Here is a 20,029-nt window from a genome sequence, read left to right as displayed (position 1 = left end):
CCTGGCGGGCTTTTTATTGCCTGGGATCCGGTGCCGAATTACGGGCAATAAAAAGCCGATCCAAAAATGGATCGGCTTGATAACAATCCCGAGGGATTATTACTTGCGGCTAGCTTTTTCAAGCATGCGCAGAGCGCGCTCGTTAGCTTCATCAGCAGTCTGTTGTGCTTTTTGAGCAGCAGCCAGAGCTTCATCAGCTTTACGGTAGGCTTCGTCTGCACGGGCCTGGGAGCGAGCTGCTGCGTCTTCAGTTGCAGTCAGACGAGCTTCGGTTTCTTTGGAGACGCTGCTGCAACCGGTAGCCAGAACTGCGGCCAGAGCCAGAGCAGAGAATTTCAGAACGTTGTTCATCGTGTTCCCCTTCAAGGACTTTCTATTTAATGGCTACTATCTCAGAGTGAGCTAATAGCCGGCGTACATACTACCCATTACTTGTAGTAAGTAAACTGACGTAGCGCAAGAAGCAAAAAAAATTCTTGTACCGCATCTATTTTGGCTAATCTTTAGCGAGTTTGTATAAAAAATGTCCAGTCTTTGATGCGCAGTCAAAGATTGGATCCAGGCTGAAAGCGCCAGCTGGCAAGTGTTAAACGTTGTAAGCGCAAGTCAATTTATATATCAAGGCGAACACTATTGTTCAGAATTTCCTGGCGTTGACGGGCATCTTTTGCGCATGTAGAGGTGACTTTAAGAGCCGCTGTTCGTCTCAAGCTTCAACTGCCGGCAATGTTCAGGCTATCGACCAGCGGATGCTCGATCAGCCCTTTCTATGTCCGCCAGCCCCATGGATGACAAGCGTCCCTTGAGCAATGACAGGATTGGTGCCTACTATTCCTGGGTGCGGGGCGTGAGTGCTGTAGGGCTTTTCTCGTTGTCGAAACCGGCACGGGGTGGCGTAGATGTTCCTTCGCCGGAAAAACATCGGTAAGGTAGGGGTCAGAAACCAAGACCCGCGAGGAGTAGTGATGAGCGAGGCGTTGTCCATCCACCATGACCAGGCTGGTCATCAGTTCGAGACCAATGTGGACGGTCATCGTGCCTATCTGACCTACATGGACCTGGGGAAACAGACCCTGGATATTTATCGCACGTTTGTGCCCAATGCCTTGCGTGGACGCGGCATTGCTGCTGCGCTGACCGAAGAGGCACTGCAATACGCCGAGAGCATGGGCTACACGGTGATCCCGTCCTGTTCCTACGTCGAGCGCTACATGGAGCGCCACCAGCGCCATGCCGCGAAGCTGTGAAAGCCGATAGACACGCATAAAAAAACGCCGGGCTTAGCCCGGCGTTTTTGTGTGCGTCAGGTACGTTTGCGTTTGGGCAATACGTCCTTGAGCTTGGCGTGCATGCTGCGCAGGGTAGTCTCGGTGGCGGACCAGTCGATGCAGGCATCGGTGATCGACACGCCGTACTGCAGGTCGGCCAGATCCTTGGGGATCGCCTGGCAGCCCCAGTTCAGGTGACTCTCGACCATCAGGCCGATAATCGACTGGTTGCCTTCCAGGATCTGGTTGGCCACGTTCTCCATCACCAGCGGTTGCAGGGCTGGGTCCTTGTTGGAGTTGGCGTGGCTGCAATCGACCATGATGTTCGGCTTGATCTTCGCCTTGGTCAGCGCCTGTTCGCACAGGGCCACGCTGACCGAATCATAGTTGGGCTTGCCATTGCCGCCACGCAGTACCACGTGGCCATAGGCGTTGCCCTTGGTGGTGACGATGGACACGCCACCTTCCTGGTTGATCCCCAGGAAGCGGTGTGGGCTGGAAACCGACTGCAAGGCATTGATCGCCACGGTCAGGCCGCCATCGGTACCGTTCTTGAAACCCACGGCCGAAGACAGGCCGGAGGCCATTTCGCGGTGGGTTTGCGATTCGGTGGTACGCGCACCGATCGCCGACCAACTGATCAGGTCCTGCAAGTACTGCGGGGAAATCGGGTCCAGGGCTTCAGTGGCCGTGGGCAGGCCCATTTCAGCCAGGTCCAGCAGCAGCTTGCGGCCGATATGCAAGCCGTCCTGGATCTTGAACGAGTCGTCCAGGTATGGGTCGTTGATCAGGCCTTTCCAGCCGACGGTGGTCCGTGGCTTCTCGAAATACACGCGCATCACCAGATACAAGGTGTCAGACACTTCTGCAGCCAGCACTTTTAGGCGCTCGGCGTACTCGTGGGCAGCCTTGAGGTCGTGGATCGAGCAAGGGCCGATCACCACGAACAAGCGGTGGTCAGTGCCGTCGAGGATGTCACGAATGACTTCGCGGCCCTTGGTGACGGTCTGCAGTGCAGCGTCGCTCAAAGGGATTTCGCGTTTGAGCTGATCGGGCGTGATCAGGGTCTCGTTGGATTCGACGTTTAGGTCGTTGATCGGTAAATCAGCCATCGTGTTACTCGTCAGGGTCACGGGTGCCGGCCGCCAGCGAACCCCGTGCGGCGGAGCACAGCATGATTTAAATGCAGCGGGGAGCCGAACCTTAGCGCGTACACGCCGGCTCGACAATGGGCAATTGCGCGCAGTGGCGTACGGCCTGATAGTGTGTTGCCTGGTTAAAGGGCGTGGTGTGGATCGAGTGAAAGCGTTTGAATTGACGGATTTGGATATCGACCAGCAGTTACTGACGTTACCGGGCACTTCGCTGCTGGTGTTTACCAGCGTCGGCTGTTCCAGTTGTCGTTGGGCACGCCAGCAGATACCGGGTTGGAACCTGCCGGTGGCGCGCATCTGCTGGGTCGACGCTGGGCACAATGGTGGTGCGGTGGAGCGCTACGGGATCTTTCATTTGCCGGCTTTATTTGTAGTGTGCGAGGGTCAACTCCACGGTGCACTGCAGGTGGGCCTGAACCCCAGCGACCTCAGCGACGCTATAAATGAGGCGCTCAAACAAGAACCAGAGGAGTTGCCATGACGAGTGCAGTTGAGCCTGGCCCGCGCATTGGGATTATCGGCACCGGTGCCATCGGTGGTTTTTACGGGTTGATGCTGGCGCGCGCCGGTTTCGACGTGCATTTCCTGCTGCGCAGTGAATACGCGGCGGTCAGTGAGCGTGGCTTGCAACTCAATAGTGCGGTGCATGGGGCCTTGAACCTGCACCCGGTCCAGGCCTACGCCAATGCGGCCGACATGCCGCCTTGCGACTGGCTGCTGGTGGGCACCAAAACCACTGGTAACGTTGAGTTGGCGCCGACGATTGCCCAGGTGGCGGCGCCGGGTGCCAAGGTCGTGCTGTTGCAAAATGGCCTCGGTATCGAGGATGACCTGCGCGAACATTTGCCTGAGTCCCTGCATTTGCTCGGTGGGCTTTGTTATATCTGCGTACACCGTTCCGGGCCGGGGATTGTCGAGCATCAGGCCATGGGCCGGGTCAGTCTTGGCTATCACAGTGGCAGTGCCACTCATGATGCTGCACGCCGCCAGGCGATTGTCGAAGAGGGCGCCGGGCTGTTCCGCGAGGCCGGGATCGACTCCCAGGCCATGCCCGACCTCGACCAGGCACGCTGGCACAAACTGGTGTGGAATGTGCCGTACAACGGCCTGTCGGTGCTGCTCGGTGCGAACACCTCGACGTTGATGGCCGACGAATCCAGCCGGGAGTTGATCCAGGGGTTGATGGCTGAAGTGGTGCAGGGCGCCCGGGCGTGCGGTCATGAGATCGCGCCTGGCTACGCCGAGCAGATGTTCAACATGACCGAGCGTTTGACGGACTACTGGCCAAGCATGTATCACGATCATCAGCACCAGCGCCCGCTGGAACTGGCCGCGATCTACGCCCGCCCGCTGGCCGCTGCCAGGGCCGCAGGCTGTGAGTTGCCGCGGATGCAGGCGCTGTACCAGGCCCTGAGCTTTATCGATCGACGCAACGGCTGAGGAACTGACATGGCCAAAGGGATAAGCGACAAACTGGTGCTGGCGATTTCCTCGCGAGCGCTGTTCGACCTGAGCGAAAGCCACAAGATCTACCTGGCCCAAGGCGTCGAGGCGTACCGCAAATACCAGATTGAGCACGAGGAGGAAATCCTTGAGCCGGGAGAAGCCTTTGCCTTGGTCAAGAAACTCCTGAGCCTGAACGCCAGCCTCGGGCGGGCTCGGGTCGAAGTGGTACTGGTGTCGCGCAACAGTGCCGACACCGGTTTGCGTGTGTTCAATTCGATCCAGCATTACGGTCTGGATATTTCCCGTGCCGCGTTTGTCGGTGGGCGTAACCCGCACCCTTACCTGGCCGCGTTTGGCAGTCACTTGTTCCTTTCGACCCACGCCGAAGATGTGCGCAGTGCGCTGGACGAAGGTTTTGCCGCCGCGACTATTTTGTCTGGAGGCGCACGGCGGGCCTCCAGCGCCGAACTGCGGATAGCCTTCGATGGCGACGCGGTGCTGTTTTCCGATGAGTCCGAGCGTGTCTACCAAACCGGTGGCCTGGAAGCGTTCCAGGCCAGCGAGCGGCAGTCGGCCCGCGAGCCTCTGCGCGGCGGTCCCTTCAAAGGCTTCCTGGCGGCGCTCAATCTGCTGCAGCGCGAATTTTCCGACGAGTCATGCCCGATCCGCACGGCGCTGGTGACGGCGCGTTCGGCGCCGTCCCACGAACGGGTGATCCGCACCTTGCGTGAGTGGGATATCCGCCTGGACGAGTCGCTGTTTCTGGGTGGCCTGGAGAAATCAGCGTTCCTTGAGGCGTTTGCTGCCGATGTGTTTTTCGACGATCAGGCCGGTCATTGCGAAAAAGCCAGGGCGGTGGTGGCCACCGGGCATGTGCCCCATGGCATCAGCAATGAACCAAAAATCCAGGTCGAAAGCTAAGTCCATCGCAGTCGCCAAGGCGCTGCTAAGCTGAAGCAACCCCCGCCATCCTGGCAGTCCAGGAGGTTTTATGATCGGTTCGATGTTGTACGCCACTGACTTGGGTGTTTATGCGCCTTATGTGATGCAACATGCGCTGGCGATGGCGCGAACGTTCAAGGCTGATCTTTATGTGATTCATGTTGTAGAGCCTATCGGGCTGTTCGCCGAGTCGGTGCTGCAAAGCTACCTTGATGAGCATGCACTGAGTGAATGGCAGACCCAGGGATTGGACACAGTGATGGCGAGTATTGAGCGGCGGGTACTGGACAGCTTTCGCGAAGAGCTGGAGGACGACGCCCAGGATTTGAAGCTGATTCGCTCGGTGCGGGTGATCCAGGGGGATCCCGCCCAAGTGATTCTCGACCAGGCGCAGAAACTCTCGGTGGATTTGTTGATCGTAGGAAGTCATAGCCAGGGCACAGGGATCTCGACCCCACTGGGACGTACTGCGGCGCGAGTGTTGCAGTTATCCCAGGTGCCGGTGTATCTGGTGCCTTTACTGCAGCGTCGGCGCAGTGATGATGTGTGATGGGGCGTAAACGATAAAAAGTTCTAGATTTATCATTCAAACCTTTAATATAGTTATATACCGTCGCTGATATCCGTGGCGTCTATCTGCTTTGAGGGACACATATGAAGCTTCAACAACTGCGCTACATCTGGGAAGTGGCGCACCACGACCTCAACGTTTCCGCCACGGCTCAAAGCCTCTACACCTCGCAACCGGGTATCAGTAAACAGATCCGCCTGCTGGAAGACGAACTGGGCGTCGAAGTGTTCGCCCGCAGCGGCAAACACCTGACCCGCGTTACGCCAGCCGGTGAGCGCATCATTACCACGGCCGGCGAAATCCTGCGCAAGGTAGAAAGCATCAAGCAGATCGCCCAGGAGTTCTCCAACGAGAAAAAAGGCACCCTGTCGATCGCCACCACCCACACCCAGGCGCGTTATGCGCTGCCGCCGGTGATCAGCTCGTTCATCAAGCAGTACCCGGACGTGGCCTTGCACATGCACCAGGGCTCGCCGATGCAGATCGCCGAAATGGCGGCTGACGGCACCGTCGACTTCGCCATCGCCACCGAAGCCCTGGAGCTGTTCGGTGACCTGGTGATGATGCCGTGCTATCGCTGGAACCGCTGTGTAGTGGTCCCTCAGGGACACCCATTGGCCAAACTGCCGAAGCTGACCCTTGAAGCCCTGGCCGAATACCCGATTGTCACCTACGTGTTCGGCTTCACCGGCCGCTCCAAACTCGACGAAGCCTTCAGCCATCGCGGCCTCACGCCCAAAGTGGTGTTCACCGCGGCTGACGCTGACGTGATCAAGACTTACGTGCGCCTGGGCCTGGGCGTCGGCATCGTGGCCAAGATGGCGGTCGATACCAAGCTCGACAGCGACCTGGTGGTGCTCGATGCCAGCGAACTGTTCGAGTCCAGCGTGACCAAGATAGGCTTTCGTCGTGGCACGTTCCTGCGCGGCTTCATGTGCGATTTCATCGAGAAGTTCGCCCCGCACCTGACCCGTGAAGTCATGGCCAAGGCGATCCAGTGCCACAACAAGCAGGAACTGGAAGAACTCTTCGACGGCGTTGAACTGCCGGTTCACTGATCGGCTCAGCGGGCCTCGGTCACGGTGAACTGTTGCCGGGCGCCCGCCACCAGAATCTCCACCTCATCCCCTTCGAACTTGCCCAGCAGGCTTTTGCCCAGCGGCGAACGAGGGGTGATGACGGTCACCAACTGCCCCACCACGTAGACTTTCAAGCCTGCCGCATCCGGTGCGAGGAACAGCCATTGCTGGCGACCGTTGTCGTCTTCCAGGCCGAGCAGGGCGCCCACTTCGATACCTCGTTGCTCATCGTAGGGCCGCAGGTTGAGGTGCTGGCACAGCACCAGTGACTGTTTGATCTCCTCGACGCGCTTGGCCTGTCCGGCGGCAAGGTAAGACGCCTCCAGGCCCAGGGTGTCGTATTTGTTCTCGGCGATATTTTCTTCGTGGGTCGCGGTTTCGTACGCGGTTTGCGCGGCGCGTTGGGCCACATCCAGATCGGCGGCGAGTTTTTCCAGGATCAACTGGAGGACGGCGTGTTTATTCATGGGGGCTTGCGGCTCAATCACACAATTGCAGGACGTTGGCCCGGCTCTTGTCGCTGGGGGCGTTCTGGTCCTGCTGGAGCCAGAACTGGCATTTGGGGTTGGACAGGTTGCGCGGGTTGGCGCGCGCCTGCTCCATCGCCTGTTGTTGCTCCTGCTTGTGCAGGTTTTGCTGGTATTGCTCGAACATTTGGTTCGGCGGTTCAGGCGTCACGGCAGGCGGCTTGCCCAACTGTTGCACGACCTGGGCCACGGGCTGTTCAAACAGGTAGCGCGAGGCCAGCCAGCCTGTCAGCACGATGGCGACAAAGCCCAGCCACAGGCCCAGGGCCACGGCAATACTGAGTTTGAACATCGACAGCGGGCGATCGGACATGGCGGCCTCCTGGCGGGCGGTTGCGGTGAGTTGCGGATTGTCGCACAGCCGGCGTGCAGAATAATCGCGATCAACCCTTCTGCATGGCGGCATTTATGCGGACAATCGAGCCTTTCAATGATGGAGCCCGGAATGAAAGCCCGCTGGGATATTTTTTGCAGCGTCGTCGATAACTACGGCGACATCGGCGTGACCTGGCGCCTGGCCCGGCAATTGGCAGCGGAACACGCCTGCGTGGTGCGCTTGTGGGTCGATGATTTACGGGCGTTCGAACGCATGTGCCCAGAGGTGGATGTGCGGTTGGACCAGCAGTGGCAAGAGGGTGTCGATGTCCGTCACTGGTCGCAGGAGTGGGTTGCGACGCCGGCAGCCGATGTGGTGATCGCCGCCTTTGCCTGCCAATTGCCCCATGACTACATGGAGGCCATGGCTGGGCGTGAGCTCCCGCCACTGTGGATGAACCTCGACTATTTGAGTGCCGAAGAATGGGTAGTCGGTTGCCACGGCCTGCCGTCGGTGAAGTTCAAGGGCGTGCAAAAGTATTTCTTCTTTCCCGGATTTCGTCCTGGTACGGGCGGCTTGCTGCGTGAGGCCGGGCTGATCGAACAGCGGCAGGCCTTTGGGCGTGATCGGCAGGCTCAGCAACAATTCCTACAAGCGCTGGGCGTCTTTCCCGCAAAGGGCGCGCGTTTGATGTCGTTGTTTGCCTATGAAAACGCCGGCTTGGCCAGTTGGCTGGACGTGTTGGCGTCTGATGGGCAAGCCACTCATCTGCTGGTGCCGGAAGGGCGCATCCTTGGCGACGTGCAACGCTGGTTGAGTATCGAGACGTTGGCAGCGGGGGATGTTCATCTGCGCGGTACCCTGACGGTACAGGTGCTGCCGTTCGTGCGGCAGGAACAATACGACCGCTTGCTGTGGTGCTGTGACTTCAACGCCGTACGCGGCGAAGACTCCTTTGTGCGGGCGCAGTGGGCAGGACGTCCGTTGCTATGGCATATCTACCGACAGGATGACGACATTCACCTGGACAAGCTCGATGCCTTCCTCACGCTCTACACCCAGGATCTGTCTGCACTGGCGAAAACTGCGCTGATTGCCCTATGGCAAGCCTGGAACACAGACAGCGATATGGCCTCAAGCTGGAAAATGCTGCTTGAACATTGGCCGGAACTGACCACACACGCCGAAAAATGGTGTCTGGAACAGGCCTTGCAAGCCGATCTTGCGACGGCGCTGGTACAGTTTTATGAAAATTGGATATGATACGCGACCTTGATTTTTGTAAATCCCATCCAAATTTCGGATATTCGTAATGAAAACTGGTAAAGAACTGAAACCCGGTACCGTGATCCGTATCGACAACGACCCTTGGTTGGTTCAGAAAGCTGAGTTCACCAAGTCTGGTCGTAACAGCGCAATCATGAAGACCAAGCTGAAGAACCTGCTGACCGGTTACAAGACCGAAACCGTATACAGCGCCGATGACAAACTGGACGACGTGATCCTCGACCGCAAGGAAGCGACCCTGTCCTTCATCAGCGGCGACACCTACACGTTCATGGACACCACCGACTACACCATGTACGAGCTGAACGCTGAAGACATCGAAGCCGTTCTGCCGTTCGTGGAAGAAGGCATGACCGACGTTTGCGAAGCCATCTTCTTCGAAGATCGCCTGGTTTCCGTAGAGCTGCCGACCACCATCGTGCGTAAGGTTGCCTACACCGAAGGTTCCGCTCGCGGCGACACTTCGGGCAAAGTGATGAAGCCTGCCAAGCTGGCTAACGGTACCGAGCTGCAAGTGGCTGATTTCATCGAAATCGACGACATGATCGAGATCGACACCCGCGAAGGTGGTTCGTACAAAGGTCGCGCCAAGAAGTAATTCTGGCGTTACTGACAAAAACCCGACCAAGAGTCGGGTTTTTTTATGCCTGTTTCCCGTCACACAGTGATATGCAAGCGCACATCGACATTGCCACGAGTGGCATTGGAGTACGGGCAGACCTGGTGTGCGGCATCCACCAGGCTTTGTGCCTCATCCGCGGCCAGGCCGGGCAGGGATACGTGAAGGTCGATGTCCAGGCCAAAACCACCGAGGATCTGGCCGATGCCTACATGGGCAGTGATCGAGGCGTCATCGGGGATTTTGCGTTTGCTCTGGCTGGCGACGAATTTCAGGGCACCGATAAAGCAGGCCGAGTAGCCAGCGGCGAACAGTTGTTCCGGGTTGGTGGCTTGGCCGCCGGCGCCGCCCAGCTCTTTTGGGGTGGCGAGCTTGACGTCGAGGATGTTGTCGCTGGAAACGGCGCGACCATCACGGCCGCCGGTGGCGGTGGCTACTGCGGTATAGAGGGTTTGCATGGGTTTTTCCTCGCTTCTTCTACACTAAAAGTTAGTGCGATAAATAGTTGGCGAGATAAATCTATCGTGCAAATATTTTGCGCGCAATATATTTTTTAAATGACCACGATTACCTGTAGGAGCCAGCTTGCTGGCGAAAAACCTGAGCGCGACGCGGGGCACCTGGCCCCCCGCATTATCGTTGGCGATTTTCGCCGGCAAGCCGGCCCCTATAGGGGCCTATGTTCGGTCGAAAACAGTGAGAGGGTCAGACGCTACCCTGCAAGTTCCTGCGCAATTGCAGCAAGTCCGCCTGCAGCTTCTGCAGTTGCTCCACCTGCAACCCGCTGGCGCCGAAGATGCATGGAGGAACATCCATAGCCTTGTCTCGCAACGCTCGACCTGCCTCGGTCAACTCCACCACGACCACGCGCTCATCGGCACGGCTGCGCGTACGGCTCAACAGGCCTTCGGCCTCCAGGCGCTTGAGCAGTGGCGTCAGCGAGCCCGGGTCGGTGAGTAGGCGGTTGCTGATTTCGCCCACGGTCAAACCATCCTTTTCCCACAACACCATCATGGCCAGGTACTGCGGGTAGGTCAGGCCAAGGGCTTGCAGCAGGGGTTTGTAGACCTTGGTCATCAACAACGACGTGGAGTGCAGGGCGAAGCACAGTTGGTTGTTCAGAAGCAGGGCGTCGCAAGAGTCTTTCATGGCAGTGCCTTAAAGCGTATTTGATCTGGAATCTAGCGGCCAAATCTTTAACGCGCCAGATAATTCTGTGGCAGTTGTCAGCCCCAGCCGCTTTGCAGTGCCAGATCCCAAGGCGGGACGGGGCTGAAACGGCTCTTGAGGTACTCCAGCAGCAGGCGGCTGCGGGCGTTGGCCTGCTGCTCCAGGCGCAGGGCGTAAATACCCGCGCTTTCGGCGGTAGGCAGGCCGTTTTCGCAGAACAACGGTACCAGTTCGCCGCGCACAAGGTATTCACTGGCCAGCCAGGTCGGCAGGTGAGCGATGCCCAGGCCGGCCAGGGCACCGGACAGCAGGGCTTCGGCATTGTTGGCGCTCATGCGGATACGCTGTGGGCGGTAAGTGTTCTTGCGCCCATCGAGTTCAAAGCGCCAGGCGAACATCGGCGCCAGTCCTTCCCAATCCAGGCCATCGTGTTCGTTGAGTTGGCTGGGGTGGGTCGGTGTACCACGGTTTTTCAGGTAGGCCGGACTGGCACAGGCGATTCGCACGATGCTGGCCAATGGCGTGGCGATCAGCCGGGTGTCGACGATATGTCCCGCGCGCAGCACCAGATCCACCTTGCCCAGGTGTTCGCCTTGCATGTCGACAAAGCTGTCGATCAGGTGCAGGTGCACGTCCAGGCCCGGGTAGACGGTCAGAAAGTCCGCAATGGCCGGCGCCAGGTGTCGCCGGCCAAAGGCGGCGGGCGCGTCCACGCGAATCAGGCCCTCGGGCGCATGGCTCAGCGACACGGCTTCGGCCCGCGCCAATTGCAACTCCCGGACAATCCGCCGCGCGCGCTCGGCAAACGCCAGGCCGGCGGGGGTGGGCAGCACCGCATGGGTACTGCGCAGGAATAACTGGCTGCCCAGGGCGCCCTCCAGGCTGTCAATCCTACGGGCAACAGCGGAAGGGGTCAGCGGATGGCGGCGCGCGGCTGCGGAAAAGCTGCCGGCCTCCAGCACATCGAGGAACAGGCCCAGCTGGTCAGTCAAGGTCGTGGGGTTCATGGGGGATTCGCTTGTGCGTATTTGGCATAGCCATTGTGCGTTGCTATGCGTTTCCATGCCAGAGTGGACTGCGTAGCATGCAGAGCTTGAGTCAGTGCGGGAGTGTAGCTGTGGTGGATATGGCGATGTATGTGGTGCTGGGCATAGCCCTGGGTACCGTCGGCGGTCTGTTTGGCATTGGTGGCGGGCTGATCGCGATTCCGGTGCTGGGCGTGCTGTTTGGCCTCGATCAGCAAATCGCCCAAGGCACGGCGCTGGTGATGGTGGTGCCGAATGTGATGCTGGCCTTGTGGCGTTATCACCAGCGTAATCGCATTGAGCTGCGCCATGCCTTGCCCCTTGGCGTCACGGGTTTCTGCTTTGCCTGGCTGGGTTCGATCTGGGCGGTAGGCATCGATGCGGGCGTCATGCGTATTGGCTTTATTGCGTTTTTGGTGGCCCTGTCGGCGTACAACTTGTTGCGTATGGTCACCAGCAATGCGCCACCCAGTGCGCAGATGCGTTACTCCTGGCCGTGGCTGGGGGTGTTGGGAGCGGCGTCGGGTTCCATGGGTGGCCTGTTCGGTGTCGGCGGCGCGGTGGTTGCGACGCCGGTCTTGACCAGTGTGTTCGGCACCACCCAGGTGGTCGCCCAGGGCCTTTCCCTGGCATTGGCCTTGCCTAGTACAGGCGTCACGCTGGTGACCTATGCCTGGCACCACGAAGTGGATTGGCTGATCGGCGTACCCCTGGCCGTCGGCGGGTTGCTCAGCATCAGTTGGGGCGTGAAAATCGCCCACGCATTGCCGGAGCGCCTGTTGCGCGGTTTGTTCTGCGGCTTCCTGGTGATGTGCGCGGTGATGTTGACCTTTAAAGTCTGAAACCCTCCAGGATGTATTCCGCCAGGCATTCGGTGATGGGGGAGGACATGCTCGGGTTGCGCAGCAGTCGCAGGTTGACCGTGTGCAGGGGGCCGAAACCTTCGTCACTGCCGAGTATGCGCAGATCTTCGGTGACCAGGCTTTCCATCATGACCGTCACCGCCAGCCCCGCACCGACCACCGCCTGGATCGCCGCGCCGTTGGAGCTGTGATAGGCCAGGCGATACTCGCGCCCTACGGCATCCAGCGAAGCGCGGGCCCATTGGGTGCAGAAGCTGTCCATGCCGGAAATCGCCAGGGGCAGGGCTTCGTGTTCATCCACGCAGAAGCAGGGGGAGGCCACCCAGACCATGCGTTCATTACGCAACAGCTCGCCGATTTCATTACCCGCCTCGCGGCTGACCACCGTGAGTGCCAGGTCGCGTCGCTGCATCAGGATGGGTGTTCCTTCGCAGTGCATCTCGATCTGGATCAGCGGGTATGCCTTGGAAAACCGCTTGAGAATGCCCGGCAGGTAGCGCATCACATAGTCATCCGGGGTGCCGATCCTCACCAGCCCGACCATGTGCGGTTCGCGCAGGGTGTTGAACACCTCGCTGTGCAGTTTCAGGATGCGCCGCGCATACCCCAGCAACACCTGGCCCTCGGGTGTGAGCCTGACCTGCCGCCCATCGCGCTCGAACAGCTTGCGTTGCAGCACGTCTTCTTCCAGGCGCTTCATCTGCATGCTCACGGCGGACTGGGTGCGATTGACCAACTCGCCGGCGCGGGTGAAACCGCCCTGGTCGGCGATGGCGACGAAGGTGCGCAGCACGTCGGTGTCGATGCTCGGGTAGTTGGACAATTGATCAATCTCCGAGATGTATAACATAAGAAACATTCGTTGGATTGATCATAGCCGCAGGCACAGACTTCAGTCATCCCCACTGGAGGGCGAGATGATGAAAGGTCAGAAAGGTTTTGTGTTGATGGTAAGGCGGCCGTTTTCCGGGCTGTTTCAACGAGTTTCTCGTTGGTATGCCCTGCATTGCGAACGTCAGTTGCTGGCAAGCATGAGTGATGAGTCGCTCAAGGATATCGGTTTGACGCGTGCCGATGTGGAGCAGGAGCGCCACCGGCATTTCTGGAATGATCCGTTGGGTAAATGACGGGCATCGCGCTACAGTTCGCGGGCGTAATCAGGAGATGCACATGCCCGCAGAACTGAGTTTTTCCCTCAAGCAGGCGCGCCGTCTGGCGCTGGCGGCCCAAGGTTTCAGCGGGCGCCAGCCGCCGGCGCAGGTCAAGGCCGCGCAGGTCAATCGCCTGATCGAGCGCCTGGGCGTATTGCAGATCGATTCGGTCAACGCAGTGGTGCGCTCCCACTATCTGCCGCTGTTTTCCCGCCTGGGCAATTATTCCCCGCTGCTGCTCGAACAGGCCGCCTGGAGCCAGGGCCGACGGCGCACGCTGTTTGAATATTGGGGGCATGAGGCCTCCCTGCTGCCCATGGCACTGTATCCGTTGATGCGCTGGCGCATGCAGCGCGCGTCCGAGGGGCAGGGGATCTATCAGCAGATGGCGCGTTTTGGCCGCGAGCAGCAGGCCACCATCCGCCGCGTGCTGGCTATCGTCGAACAACAGGGCGCGCTGGGAGCTGGCAGCCTGTCGACCCGTGAAGAGCGCGCCGGGCCCTGGTGGGACTGGAGTGATGAAAAGCACGCCTTGGAGTGGTTGTTCGCCGCGGGCTGGGTGACGGTGGCCGGGCGGCGGGGTTTCGAGCGGTTGTACGACTTGCCGGAGCGAGTCATTCCAGCGGCCATTCTGCAACAGGCGCCCTTGAGCGAAGCCAGCGCCCAGCGTGGTCTGATAGTGCATGCCGCAACGGCGTTGGGTGTCGCTACGGAAAAGGACCTGCGCGATTACTTCCGCCTGGAACCCGCGCAGAGTCGCGGGCGCCTCGCCGAATTGGTCGAGGATGGGCAATTGCAGGTCTGCCAGGTTCAGGGTTGGAAGCAGCCGGCTTATTGCCTGCCCGAGCCAAGCGTCCCGCGCAAGGTGGTGGCCAGTGCCTTGCTGTCGCCCTTCGATTCACTGATTTGGGAGCGTAGCCGCACCGAACGATTATTCGACTTTCGCTATCGACTGGAAATCTACACCCCGCAGGATAAACGGGTGTATGGCTATTACGTGCTGCCGTTTCTGCACAACGAACGGATTGCTGCGCGGGTGGACTTGCGGGCCGAGCGGGCCAATGGCCGGCTGGCGGTGCATGCCGTGCACGAGGAAGAACCGGGGTTGGACGAGGCGGGGATGCTGGCGTTGGCGTTGAACTTGCGGCAGATGGCCGATTGGCTGGGGTTGGCGCAGGTGCAGATCAACTGTCAGCGGCACAGTGCGGCCCGGTTGCGGGTGGCGATGCTGGCGATGGAAGTTGCCAGGTAGGGCGCTATCGCGGGCTTACCCGCGATAGCGGTGGATCAGGCCACCACCGCTCTAGCGTTTGACCTGTTTCAATGTCTCGGCAATCAGGAACGCCAATTCCAGCGACTGATCGGCGTTCATCCGTGGGTCGCAATGGGTGTGGTAGCGGTCCGACAAGCCATCCTCGGTAATCGGCCGCGCGCCACCAATGCATTCGGTAACATTCTGTCCGGTCATTTCGATATGAATCCCTCCGGCATAAGTGCCTTCGGCTTCATGAACCTGGAAGAACTCCTTCACTTCGCTGAGGATCTGCGCAAAGTCCCGGGTCTTGTAGCCGCTGCTGGCCTTGATGGTGTTGCCATGCATCGGGTCGCTGCTCCACAGCACCTGCTTGCCTTCGTGCTGCACGGCGCGGATCAGGTTGGGCAGATGGTCGCCGACCTTGTTGGCGCCCATGCGCGCGATCAGGTTCAGGCGGCCGGGGTCGTTGTCCGGGTTGAGGATATCGATCAAGCGAATCAGGTCGTCGGGGTTCATGCTCGGGCCGACCTTGACCCCGATCGGGTTGTTCACCCCGCGCAGGAACTCGACGTGGGCGCCATCGAGCTGGCGCGTGCGGTCGCCGATCCACAGCATATGGGCCGAACAGTCGTAGTAGTCGTTGGTCAGGCTGTCGCGGCGCACGAAGGCTTGCTCGTAGTTGAGCAGCAGGGCTTCGTGGGCGGTGAAGAAGCTGGTCTCGCGCAATTGGGGCGAGGTGTCCATGCCGCAGGCACGCATGAAGGCCAGGGTCTCGTCGATGCGGTCTGCCAGTTGGCTGTACTTGTCGGCCAGGGCGGAGTTGGCAATAAAGTCCAGGTTCCACTTGTGCACCTGGTGCAGGTCGGCAAAACCGCCCTGGGCGAAGGCCCGTAGCAGGTTCAGGGTGGCGGTGGACTGGTGGTAGGACTGCAGCAGGCGGTCGGGATCCGGGACGCGGCTTTTCTCGTCGAAACCGATGCCGTTGACGATGTCGCCACGGTAGGCGGGCAGGGTGATGCCGTCGATGGTTTCATCATTGGCCGAGCGCGGCTTGGCGAATTGGCCGGCCATGCGCCCGACTTTTACCACTGGGCAGCCGGCGGCGAAGGTCATGACAATGGCCATCTGCAGCAGCACTTTGAAGGTGTCACGGATCTTTGCGGCGGAGAATTCGGCAAAGCTCTCGGCGCAATCGCCACCTTGCAGCAGGAACGCGCGACCCTGGGTCACCTCGGCAAACTGGCGGCGCAGCTCCCGGGCTTCGCCGGCGAAGACCAGCGGCGGGTAACTGGCCAGGCTCTGCTCGACCTGCAACAAGTGCGCGGCGTCAGGGTAGCGGGGTTGTTGCTGGATCGGCAGGGCGCGCCAGCTGTCAGGGCTCCAGGGTTGGCTCATCGTGAACTCGAATGAATGTCGGGGACGTGCATGTTATCAGCAATTAGTGCGTGACCTGCTGGCGCTGCTTGGCCGACAATCGCGCCTTTCCCGCCTGGTACCAGGCGGCTTGCACCCGTGCCGGGGCCATTAGGAGATGAAATGTCTGAGGAGCGCGTCGAGCGCCTGCTGGCTGAGGTCCATGACGACTTCGGCATGATCCGTGTGCTGGAAGTGGCCGATTACCGCTTTCTTGAGTTTGGCGATGCCATCGAGCAGAGCTGTGTGTTTACTGCCGATCCGAGCTGGCTGGAGTATGACTACACCCGTGCCATGCTGATTGGTGCCCTGTGCCATGAGCAGCCCGAAAGTGCGCTGTTCCTCGGCCTGGGTGCCGGGACCCTGACCCAGGCTTGCCTCAAATTCCTGCCCCTGGAAGATGTCGAGGCCATTGAGTTGCGCCCGGACGTGCCGCGCCTGGCTATCGAGTATTTAGGGCTCGATGATGACCCGCGGTTGTACATCCGCGTGGGCGATGCACTGGAGTTGCTGGAGACTGCGGAGCCGGCGGACCTGATTTTCGTTGACTTGTATACCGATGTGGGGCCGGGGGTTGGTCACCTGGCCTGGACCTTCCTGGAAAATTGCCAGAAAAAACTCAACCCCGGTGGATGGCTGGTGATCAACCAGTGGGCGACCGATGATGGCAAGCCGCTGGGTGCTGCACTGTTGCGCGGGCTTTATCATCGGCATTACTGGGAGTTGCCGGTGAAGGAGGGCAACGTGATCCTGCTGGTGCCGGCGGATCTGGAGCAGACGCTGGACCTGGCGGCGGTTTCAGCGCGGGCCGAGGCGCTGGCGCCGCGCCTGGGGTATTCGTTGCAGGCGTTGATCAAGGCTGTTCGTCCGGCGACCTAGTTGCCTGTACTGGCCTCATCGCGGTCAAGATGACCGCGTACACCTGTGGGAGCGGGCTTGCCCGCGATGAGGCCATCACATCTGCTCACAATCCCTTGAACACCCCCGGCCGCTTCTCCAGCATCGCCCGCACCCCTTCCTTAGCATCCTCGCTGTTAAGCAGTTTCTCGACCAGCACTGGCAGCCCGGCCGCCGCAGCGGTCTCGCCTTCATCCCGCGCCTGGCGTGCCGATGTCAAAGTCGCCTGCACCCCCAGCGGCGCCTGGCTGGCGATCCGATTGGCCAGGGCCAGCGCCCGGGGCAGCAGGTCTTCGCTGGCCATGACCTCCTGCACCAGCCCCAGTCGTAGCGCTTCATGGGCATCGAACTCATCGCCCGTCAGCAACCAGCGCATGGCATTGCCCCAGCCGGCGATCTGGTGCAGGCGCAGGGTGGCGCCGCCAAAAGGAAAGATCCCACGCTGTACTTCCATCTGCGCAAAGCGCGTATTGCTGGCGCACAGGTTGATGTCCGCCGCGAGCATCAATTCGATACCGATGGTCAGGCAATAGCCCTGCGCGGCAACAATCACTGGTTTGCTGACCCTGGGCCCGGCGAACACGCCCCATGGGTCGCAGCCTCCCAGCGGCGGTTGCCAGCCTTGCGCCATGGTGTGGGCGACGTTGATCAGGTCCAGCCCGGCGGTGAAGTGGTCGCCATGCCCGAACACCACGGCCACGCGCGCTTCTTCATTGCGATCGAACTCGCCATAGGCCAGGCTCAGTTCGTTGAGCAGGTCGAGGTCAAAAGCGTTGCGCTTGGCGACCCGATCAAGTCCCAGCAGCAGGACATGCCCTTGTAGTTCACGGCTGACGCGGCTACTGCTGGCTTGTTTCATGGGTGGATCCTCGGGCGCGAAAGGCAGTTTCGGACCGAAGGGCCCACTGCAAAAGGTGAAGCGTTTAAGCGCAATGACCAACAGGGCCGGGCCTTTGAAAAATAGACGTTCCTGCGAGGATGCGCAAAGCCTGTGACACAGAGCAGTTGAATGGCCTTTTCCGATAAAAAAAGCTCCCTTTTTCAGGGATTTCCGGTATAGTGCGCGCCGGCCTTTAACCGGGCCGCGTTTAGGTAGCGCAATTCCCCGAAGTCAGCTTCGGCTGCACGTCCGCATAGCGGACTCTTCCTTGACGAATCTTTTTCATTCATTCGTTTTCGCAAATCCCCGCCGACAAAGCAGCCAGGGCGACTCTTGAGTCTCAACACGGCATGCGCAGCTTTGGAGCATGGGTCTTTGCGGATGCACTTAGAGGCAGACCCATGACCCAGGAAACCGGCGGCTTCGCCGCTTTTAATCTTAACCCGAACATTCTTGCTGCCGTCATCGCGACTGGCTACGAAGAACCTTCGGCTATTCAGCAGCAATCGATCCCGATCATCATGGCCGGCCAGGACATGATTGGCCAGGCGCAAACCGGTACCGGTAAAACCGCCGCGTTCGCCCTGCCTATCCTGCACTGCATCGATCCTGCCAAGCGCGAGCCGCAAGCCCTGATCCTGGCGCCAACCCGTGAGTTGGCGCTGCAAGTAGCAACCGCTTTCGAAACCTACGCCAAGCAAATGCCGGGCGTTACCGTTGTGGCCGTTTACGGCGGCGCCCCTATGGGCCCACAACTGAAAGCCATCCGTAATGGCGCACAGATCGTTGTCGCCACTCCGGGCCGTCTGTGCGACCACCTGCGTCGTGACGAAAAAGTGCTGTCGACCGTGAACCACTTGGTTCTCGACGAAGCTGACGAAATGTTGAAGCTGGGCTTCATGGATGACCTGGAAGTCATCTTCAAGGCGCTGCCACCGACCCGTCAGACCGTATTGTTCTCGGCCACCCTGCCGCAGTCGATCCGTGCCATTGCCGAACGCCATCTGCGCGATCCGCAACACGTGAAGATCCAGACCAAGACCCAGACCGTTACCGCGATCGAACAGGCTCACCTGTTGGTTCACGCTGACCAGAAGACCTCGGCTGTATTGAGCCTGCTGGAAGTCGAAGATTTCGATGCCCTGATCATGTTCGTGCGCACCAAGCAAGCGACCCTGGACCTGGCCAGTGCCCTGGAAGCCAAAGGCTACAAAGCCGCTGCGCTGAACGGTGACATCGCCCAGAACCAGCGTGAGCGTGTGATCGACTCCCTCAAGGATGGCCGTCTGGACATCGTTGTGGCGACCGACGTTGCTGCTCGTGGCCTCGACGTTCCACGTATCACCCACGTGTTCAACGTTGACATGCCGTACGACCCAGAGTCCTACGTTCACCGTATCGGCCGTACCGGTCGTGCGGGTCGCGAAGGTCGTGCATTGCTGCTGGTGACTCCGCGTGAGCGCCGCATGCTGCAAGTGATCGAGCGTGTAACCGGTCAGAAAGTTGCCGAAGTCCGCCTGCCGGATGCCCAGGCCGTTCTCGATGCGCGCATCAAGAAACTGACCAACAGCCTGTCGCCGCTGGTGGCTGATGCTGAATCGACCCACGGTGATCTGCTGGACCGCCTGACTGCCGATATCGGTTGCACCCCGCGTGCCCTGGCTGCAGCCCTGCTGCGCAAGGCTACCAACGGTCAGGCCCTGACCCTGGCTGCGATCGAGAAAGAACGTCCACTGGTGCCGAACAACGCTCCACGCGGTGATCGTCCAGAGCGTACCGGCGACCGTCCGGACCGTGGTGATCGCGAGCGTCGTGCTCCGGTTGCATTGGCTGAAGGCCGTGCTCGTTGCCGTACCGCGCTGGGCGCACGTGACGGTATCGCCGCCAAAAACCTGCTGGGCGCTATCCTCAACGAGGGTGGCCTGGCACGTGAAGCGATCGGTCGTATCCAGGTGCGTGACAGCTTCTCCCTGGTGGAGCTGCCGGAAGATGGCCTGGAGAAGTTGCTGGCCAAGCTCAAGGACACCCGCGTTGCCGGCAAGCAGCTCAAGCTGCGTCGCTATCGCGAAGATTGATCGACCTTAGGGTTGATTGATCGAACATAAAAAATCCCCGACTGGTTCGGGGATTTTTTTTGCCTGGGATTTGGGCCAGGACTGTAGGCGC

General features: G+C 60.0%; 23 protein-coding genes and 1 pseudogene. 13 read left to right on the top strand and 11 right to left on the bottom strand.

Annotation, left to right across the window (positions count from 1 at the left end; translation table 11 throughout):
- Positions 1-99: 99 nt before the first annotated feature.
- Positions 100-351, bottom strand: a complete 252-nt coding sequence (oprI, locus tag H097_RS24525; protein WP_003172710.1) for an outer membrane lipoprotei OprI — start codon at positions 349-351, stop codon at positions 100-102.
- Positions 352-965: 614 nt separating this feature from the next.
- Here oprI and H097_RS24520 point away from each other — a divergent pair.
- On the top strand, positions 966-1,247 hold the full coding sequence (locus H097_RS24520) for a GNAT family N-acetyltransferase (RefSeq protein ID WP_029297992.1): 282 nt from the start codon (positions 966-968) through the stop codon (positions 1,245-1,247).
- Between the two features lie 56 nt (positions 1,248-1,303).
- Here H097_RS24520 and H097_RS24515 read toward each other — a convergent pair whose 3' ends face one another.
- On the bottom strand, positions 1,304-2,380 hold the full coding sequence (locus H097_RS24515; protein WP_029297994.1) for a 3-deoxy-7-phosphoheptulonate synthase: 1,077 nt from the start codon (positions 2,378-2,380) through the stop codon (positions 1,304-1,306).
- A gap of 187 nt (positions 2,381-2,567) precedes the next feature.
- Here H097_RS24515 and H097_RS24510 point away from each other — a divergent pair, with 187 nt between their 5' ends.
- The 5 genes from H097_RS24510 to cysB all read left to right on the top strand — a co-directional run bounded on the left by H097_RS24510 (position 2,568) and on the right by cysB (position 6,439).
- Entirely contained in the window at positions 2,568-2,903 is a 336-nt protein-coding gene (locus H097_RS24510; RefSeq protein ID WP_050593441.1) for a thioredoxin, read from the top strand.
- Positions 2,900-3,862, top strand: a complete 963-nt coding sequence (locus H097_RS24505) for a putative 2-dehydropantoate 2-reductase (RefSeq protein WP_032863063.1) — start codon at positions 2,900-2,902, stop codon at positions 3,860-3,862. The genes H097_RS24510 and H097_RS24505 overlap by 4 nt, the downstream gene beginning before the upstream one ends.
- A gap of 9 nt (positions 3,863-3,871) precedes the next feature.
- Positions 3,872-4,789, top strand: a complete 918-nt coding sequence (locus tag H097_RS24500) for a 5'-nucleotidase (RefSeq protein ID WP_032863060.1) — start codon at positions 3,872-3,874, stop codon at positions 4,787-4,789.
- Between the two features lie 70 nt (positions 4,790-4,859).
- Positions 4,860-5,360, top strand: coding sequence for a universal stress protein (locus tag H097_RS24495; RefSeq protein WP_032863059.1), 501 nt, complete (start codon positions 4,860-4,862; stop codon positions 5,358-5,360).
- 104 nt (positions 5,361-5,464) lie between these two features.
- Positions 5,465-6,439, top strand: a complete 975-nt coding sequence (gene cysB, locus H097_RS24490) for an HTH-type transcriptional regulator CysB (protein ID WP_010176165.1) — start codon at positions 5,465-5,467, stop codon at positions 6,437-6,439.
- Between the two features lie 5 nt (positions 6,440-6,444).
- On the opposite strand, the gene H097_RS24485 is transcribed toward cysB, so the two are convergent.
- Positions 6,445-6,927 (bottom strand): GreA/GreB family elongation factor, encoded by a 483-nt coding sequence (locus H097_RS24485; RefSeq protein WP_032863056.1) that lies wholly within the window; start codon positions 6,925-6,927, stop codon positions 6,445-6,447.
- Positions 6,928-6,940: 13 nt separating this feature from the next.
- On the bottom strand, positions 6,941-7,300 hold the full coding sequence (locus tag H097_RS24480; protein WP_032863054.1) for a hypothetical protein: 360 nt from the start codon (positions 7,298-7,300) through the stop codon (positions 6,941-6,943).
- A gap of 132 nt (positions 7,301-7,432) precedes the next feature.
- On the opposite strand from H097_RS24480, the gene earP reads away from it, so the two are divergent.
- Both earP and H097_RS24470 read left to right on the top strand, forming a co-directional pair.
- Positions 7,433-8,566 (top strand): elongation factor P maturation arginine rhamnosyltransferase EarP, encoded by a 1,134-nt coding sequence (gene earP, locus H097_RS24475; RefSeq protein ID WP_032863052.1) that lies wholly within the window; start codon positions 7,433-7,435, stop codon positions 8,564-8,566.
- A gap of 49 nt (positions 8,567-8,615) precedes the next feature.
- On the top strand, positions 8,616-9,188 hold the full coding sequence (locus H097_RS24470) for an elongation factor P (RefSeq protein WP_032863050.1): 573 nt from the start codon (positions 8,616-8,618) through the stop codon (positions 9,186-9,188).
- Positions 9,189-9,247: 59 nt separating this feature from the next.
- On the opposite strand, the gene H097_RS24465 is transcribed toward H097_RS24470, so the two are convergent.
- From H097_RS24465 to H097_RS24455, 4 genes and pseudogenes are all read right to left on the bottom strand, one after another.
- Complete coding sequence (locus H097_RS24465; protein ID WP_032863048.1) at positions 9,248-9,667, bottom strand: organic hydroperoxide resistance protein; 420 nt, start codon at positions 9,665-9,667, stop codon at positions 9,248-9,250.
- Positions 9,668-9,781: 114 nt separating this feature from the next.
- Positions 9,782-9,868 (bottom strand): annotated as a pseudogene (locus H097_RS28945) (outer membrane lipoprotein carrier protein LolA); the annotation flags it as partial.
- Between the two features lie 46 nt (positions 9,869-9,914).
- Positions 9,915-10,358 (bottom strand): MarR family transcriptional regulator, encoded by a 444-nt coding sequence (locus H097_RS24460; RefSeq protein ID WP_032863046.1) that lies wholly within the window; start codon positions 10,356-10,358, stop codon positions 9,915-9,917.
- Positions 10,359-10,435: 77 nt separating this feature from the next.
- Entirely contained in the window at positions 10,436-11,386 is a 951-nt protein-coding gene (locus H097_RS24455; RefSeq protein ID WP_032863043.1) for a LysR family transcriptional regulator, read from the bottom strand.
- A gap of 110 nt (positions 11,387-11,496) precedes the next feature.
- On the opposite strand from H097_RS24455, the gene H097_RS24450 reads away from it, so the two are divergent.
- Positions 11,497-12,246: a sulfite exporter TauE/SafE family protein gene (locus H097_RS24450; protein ID WP_032863042.1), complete on the top strand. Its 750-nt coding sequence runs from the start codon at positions 11,497-11,499 to the stop codon at positions 12,244-12,246.
- Here the strand turns inward: H097_RS24450 and H097_RS24445 are convergent.
- Positions 12,236-13,117: a LysR family transcriptional regulator gene (locus H097_RS24445; RefSeq protein ID WP_032863036.1), complete on the bottom strand. Its 882-nt coding sequence runs from the start codon at positions 13,115-13,117 to the stop codon at positions 12,236-12,238. The genes H097_RS24450 and H097_RS24445 overlap by 11 nt on opposite strands.
- Before the next feature lie 70 nt (positions 13,118-13,187).
- Here H097_RS24445 and H097_RS24440 point away from each other — a divergent pair, with 70 nt between their 5' ends.
- Positions 13,188-13,394 (top strand): DUF1127 domain-containing protein, encoded by a 207-nt coding sequence (locus H097_RS24440; protein ID WP_032863432.1) that lies wholly within the window; start codon positions 13,188-13,190, stop codon positions 13,392-13,394.
- A 43-nt stretch (positions 13,395-13,437) separates the two neighbouring features.
- Complete coding sequence (locus H097_RS24435) at positions 13,438-14,670, top strand: winged helix-turn-helix domain-containing protein (RefSeq protein ID WP_032863034.1); 1,233 nt, start codon at positions 13,438-13,440, stop codon at positions 14,668-14,670.
- Positions 14,671-14,721: 51 nt separating this feature from the next.
- Here the strand turns inward: H097_RS24435 and H097_RS24430 are convergent, their stop codons facing one another.
- Positions 14,722-16,068, bottom strand: a complete 1,347-nt coding sequence (locus H097_RS24430) for a 3-deoxy-7-phosphoheptulonate synthase class II (RefSeq protein WP_032863033.1) — start codon at positions 16,066-16,068, stop codon at positions 14,722-14,724.
- A gap of 141 nt (positions 16,069-16,209) precedes the next feature.
- On the opposite strand from H097_RS24430, the gene H097_RS24425 reads away from it, so the two are divergent.
- Positions 16,210-16,965 (top strand): spermidine synthase, encoded by a 756-nt coding sequence (locus H097_RS24425; protein ID WP_032863032.1) that lies wholly within the window; start codon positions 16,210-16,212, stop codon positions 16,963-16,965.
- An 85-nt stretch (positions 16,966-17,050) separates the two neighbouring features.
- Here H097_RS24425 and H097_RS24420 read toward each other — a convergent pair whose 3' ends face one another.
- Complete coding sequence (locus H097_RS24420; RefSeq protein ID WP_032863030.1) at positions 17,051-17,842, bottom strand: crotonase/enoyl-CoA hydratase family protein; 792 nt, start codon at positions 17,840-17,842, stop codon at positions 17,051-17,053.
- Positions 17,843-18,264: 422 nt separating this feature from the next.
- On the opposite strand from H097_RS24420, the gene H097_RS24415 reads away from it, so the two are divergent.
- Positions 18,265-19,938, top strand: coding sequence for a DEAD/DEAH box helicase (locus tag H097_RS24415; protein WP_032863027.1), 1,674 nt, complete (start codon positions 18,265-18,267; stop codon positions 19,936-19,938).
- Positions 19,939-20,029: the final 91 nt, after the last annotated feature.

The sequence above is a fragment of the Pseudomonas sp. FH4 genome (assembly GCF_000510915.2).
GTDB classification, from domain to species: domain Bacteria; phylum Pseudomonadota; class Gammaproteobacteria; order Pseudomonadales; family Pseudomonadaceae; genus Aquipseudomonas; species Aquipseudomonas brenneri.
This window is presented reverse-complemented; position numbering and strand designations above follow the sequence as displayed.

Coding starts and splice junctions, on each gene's coding strand:
- oprI (WP_003172710.1), bottom strand. CDS start 351: ATGAACAACGTTCTGAAATTCTCTGCTCTGGCTCTGGCCGCAGTTCTG.
- H097_RS24520 (WP_029297992.1), top strand. CDS start 966: ATGAGCGAGGCGTTGTCCATCCACCATGACCAGGCTGGTCATCAGTTC.
- H097_RS24515 (WP_029297994.1), bottom strand. CDS start 2,380: ATGGCTGATTTACCGATCAACGACCTAAACGTCGAATCCAACGAGACC.
- H097_RS24505 (WP_032863063.1), top strand. CDS start 2,900: ATGACGAGTGCAGTTGAGCCTGGCCCGCGCATTGGGATTATCGGCACC.
- H097_RS24500 (WP_032863060.1), top strand. CDS start 3,872: ATGGCCAAAGGGATAAGCGACAAACTGGTGCTGGCGATTTCCTCGCGA.
- H097_RS24495 (WP_032863059.1), top strand. CDS start 4,860: ATGATCGGTTCGATGTTGTACGCCACTGACTTGGGTGTTTATGCGCCT.
- cysB (WP_010176165.1), top strand. CDS start 5,465: ATGAAGCTTCAACAACTGCGCTACATCTGGGAAGTGGCGCACCACGAC.
- H097_RS24485 (WP_032863056.1), bottom strand. CDS start 6,927: ATGAATAAACACGCCGTCCTCCAGTTGATCCTGGAAAAACTCGCCGCC.
- H097_RS24480 (WP_032863054.1), bottom strand. CDS start 7,300: ATGTCCGATCGCCCGCTGTCGATGTTCAAACTCAGTATTGCCGTGGCC.
- earP (WP_032863052.1), top strand. CDS start 7,433: ATGAAAGCCCGCTGGGATATTTTTTGCAGCGTCGTCGATAACTACGGC.
- H097_RS24470 (WP_032863050.1), top strand. CDS start 8,616: ATGAAAACTGGTAAAGAACTGAAACCCGGTACCGTGATCCGTATCGAC.
- H097_RS24465 (WP_032863048.1), bottom strand. CDS start 9,667: ATGCAAACCCTCTATACCGCAGTAGCCACCGCCACCGGCGGCCGTGAT.
- H097_RS24460 (WP_032863046.1), bottom strand. CDS start 10,358: ATGAAAGACTCTTGCGACGCCCTGCTTCTGAACAACCAACTGTGCTTC.
- H097_RS24455 (WP_032863043.1), bottom strand. CDS start 11,386: ATGAACCCCACGACCTTGACTGACCAGCTGGGCCTGTTCCTCGATGTG.
- H097_RS24445 (WP_032863036.1), bottom strand. CDS start 13,117: ATGTTATACATCTCGGAGATTGATCAATTGTCCAACTACCCGAGCATC.
- H097_RS24440 (WP_032863432.1), top strand. CDS start 13,188: ATGAAAGGTCAGAAAGGTTTTGTGTTGATGGTAAGGCGGCCGTTTTCC.
- H097_RS24435 (WP_032863034.1), top strand. CDS start 13,438: ATGCCCGCAGAACTGAGTTTTTCCCTCAAGCAGGCGCGCCGTCTGGCG.
- H097_RS24430 (WP_032863033.1), bottom strand. CDS start 16,068: ATGAGCCAACCCTGGAGCCCTGACAGCTGGCGCGCCCTGCCGATCCAG.
- H097_RS24425 (WP_032863032.1), top strand. CDS start 16,210: ATGTCTGAGGAGCGCGTCGAGCGCCTGCTGGCTGAGGTCCATGACGAC.
- H097_RS24420 (WP_032863030.1), bottom strand. CDS start 17,842: ATGAAACAAGCCAGCAGTAGCCGCGTCAGCCGTGAACTACAAGGGCAT.
- H097_RS24415 (WP_032863027.1), top strand. CDS start 18,265: ATGACCCAGGAAACCGGCGGCTTCGCCGCTTTTAATCTTAACCCGAAC.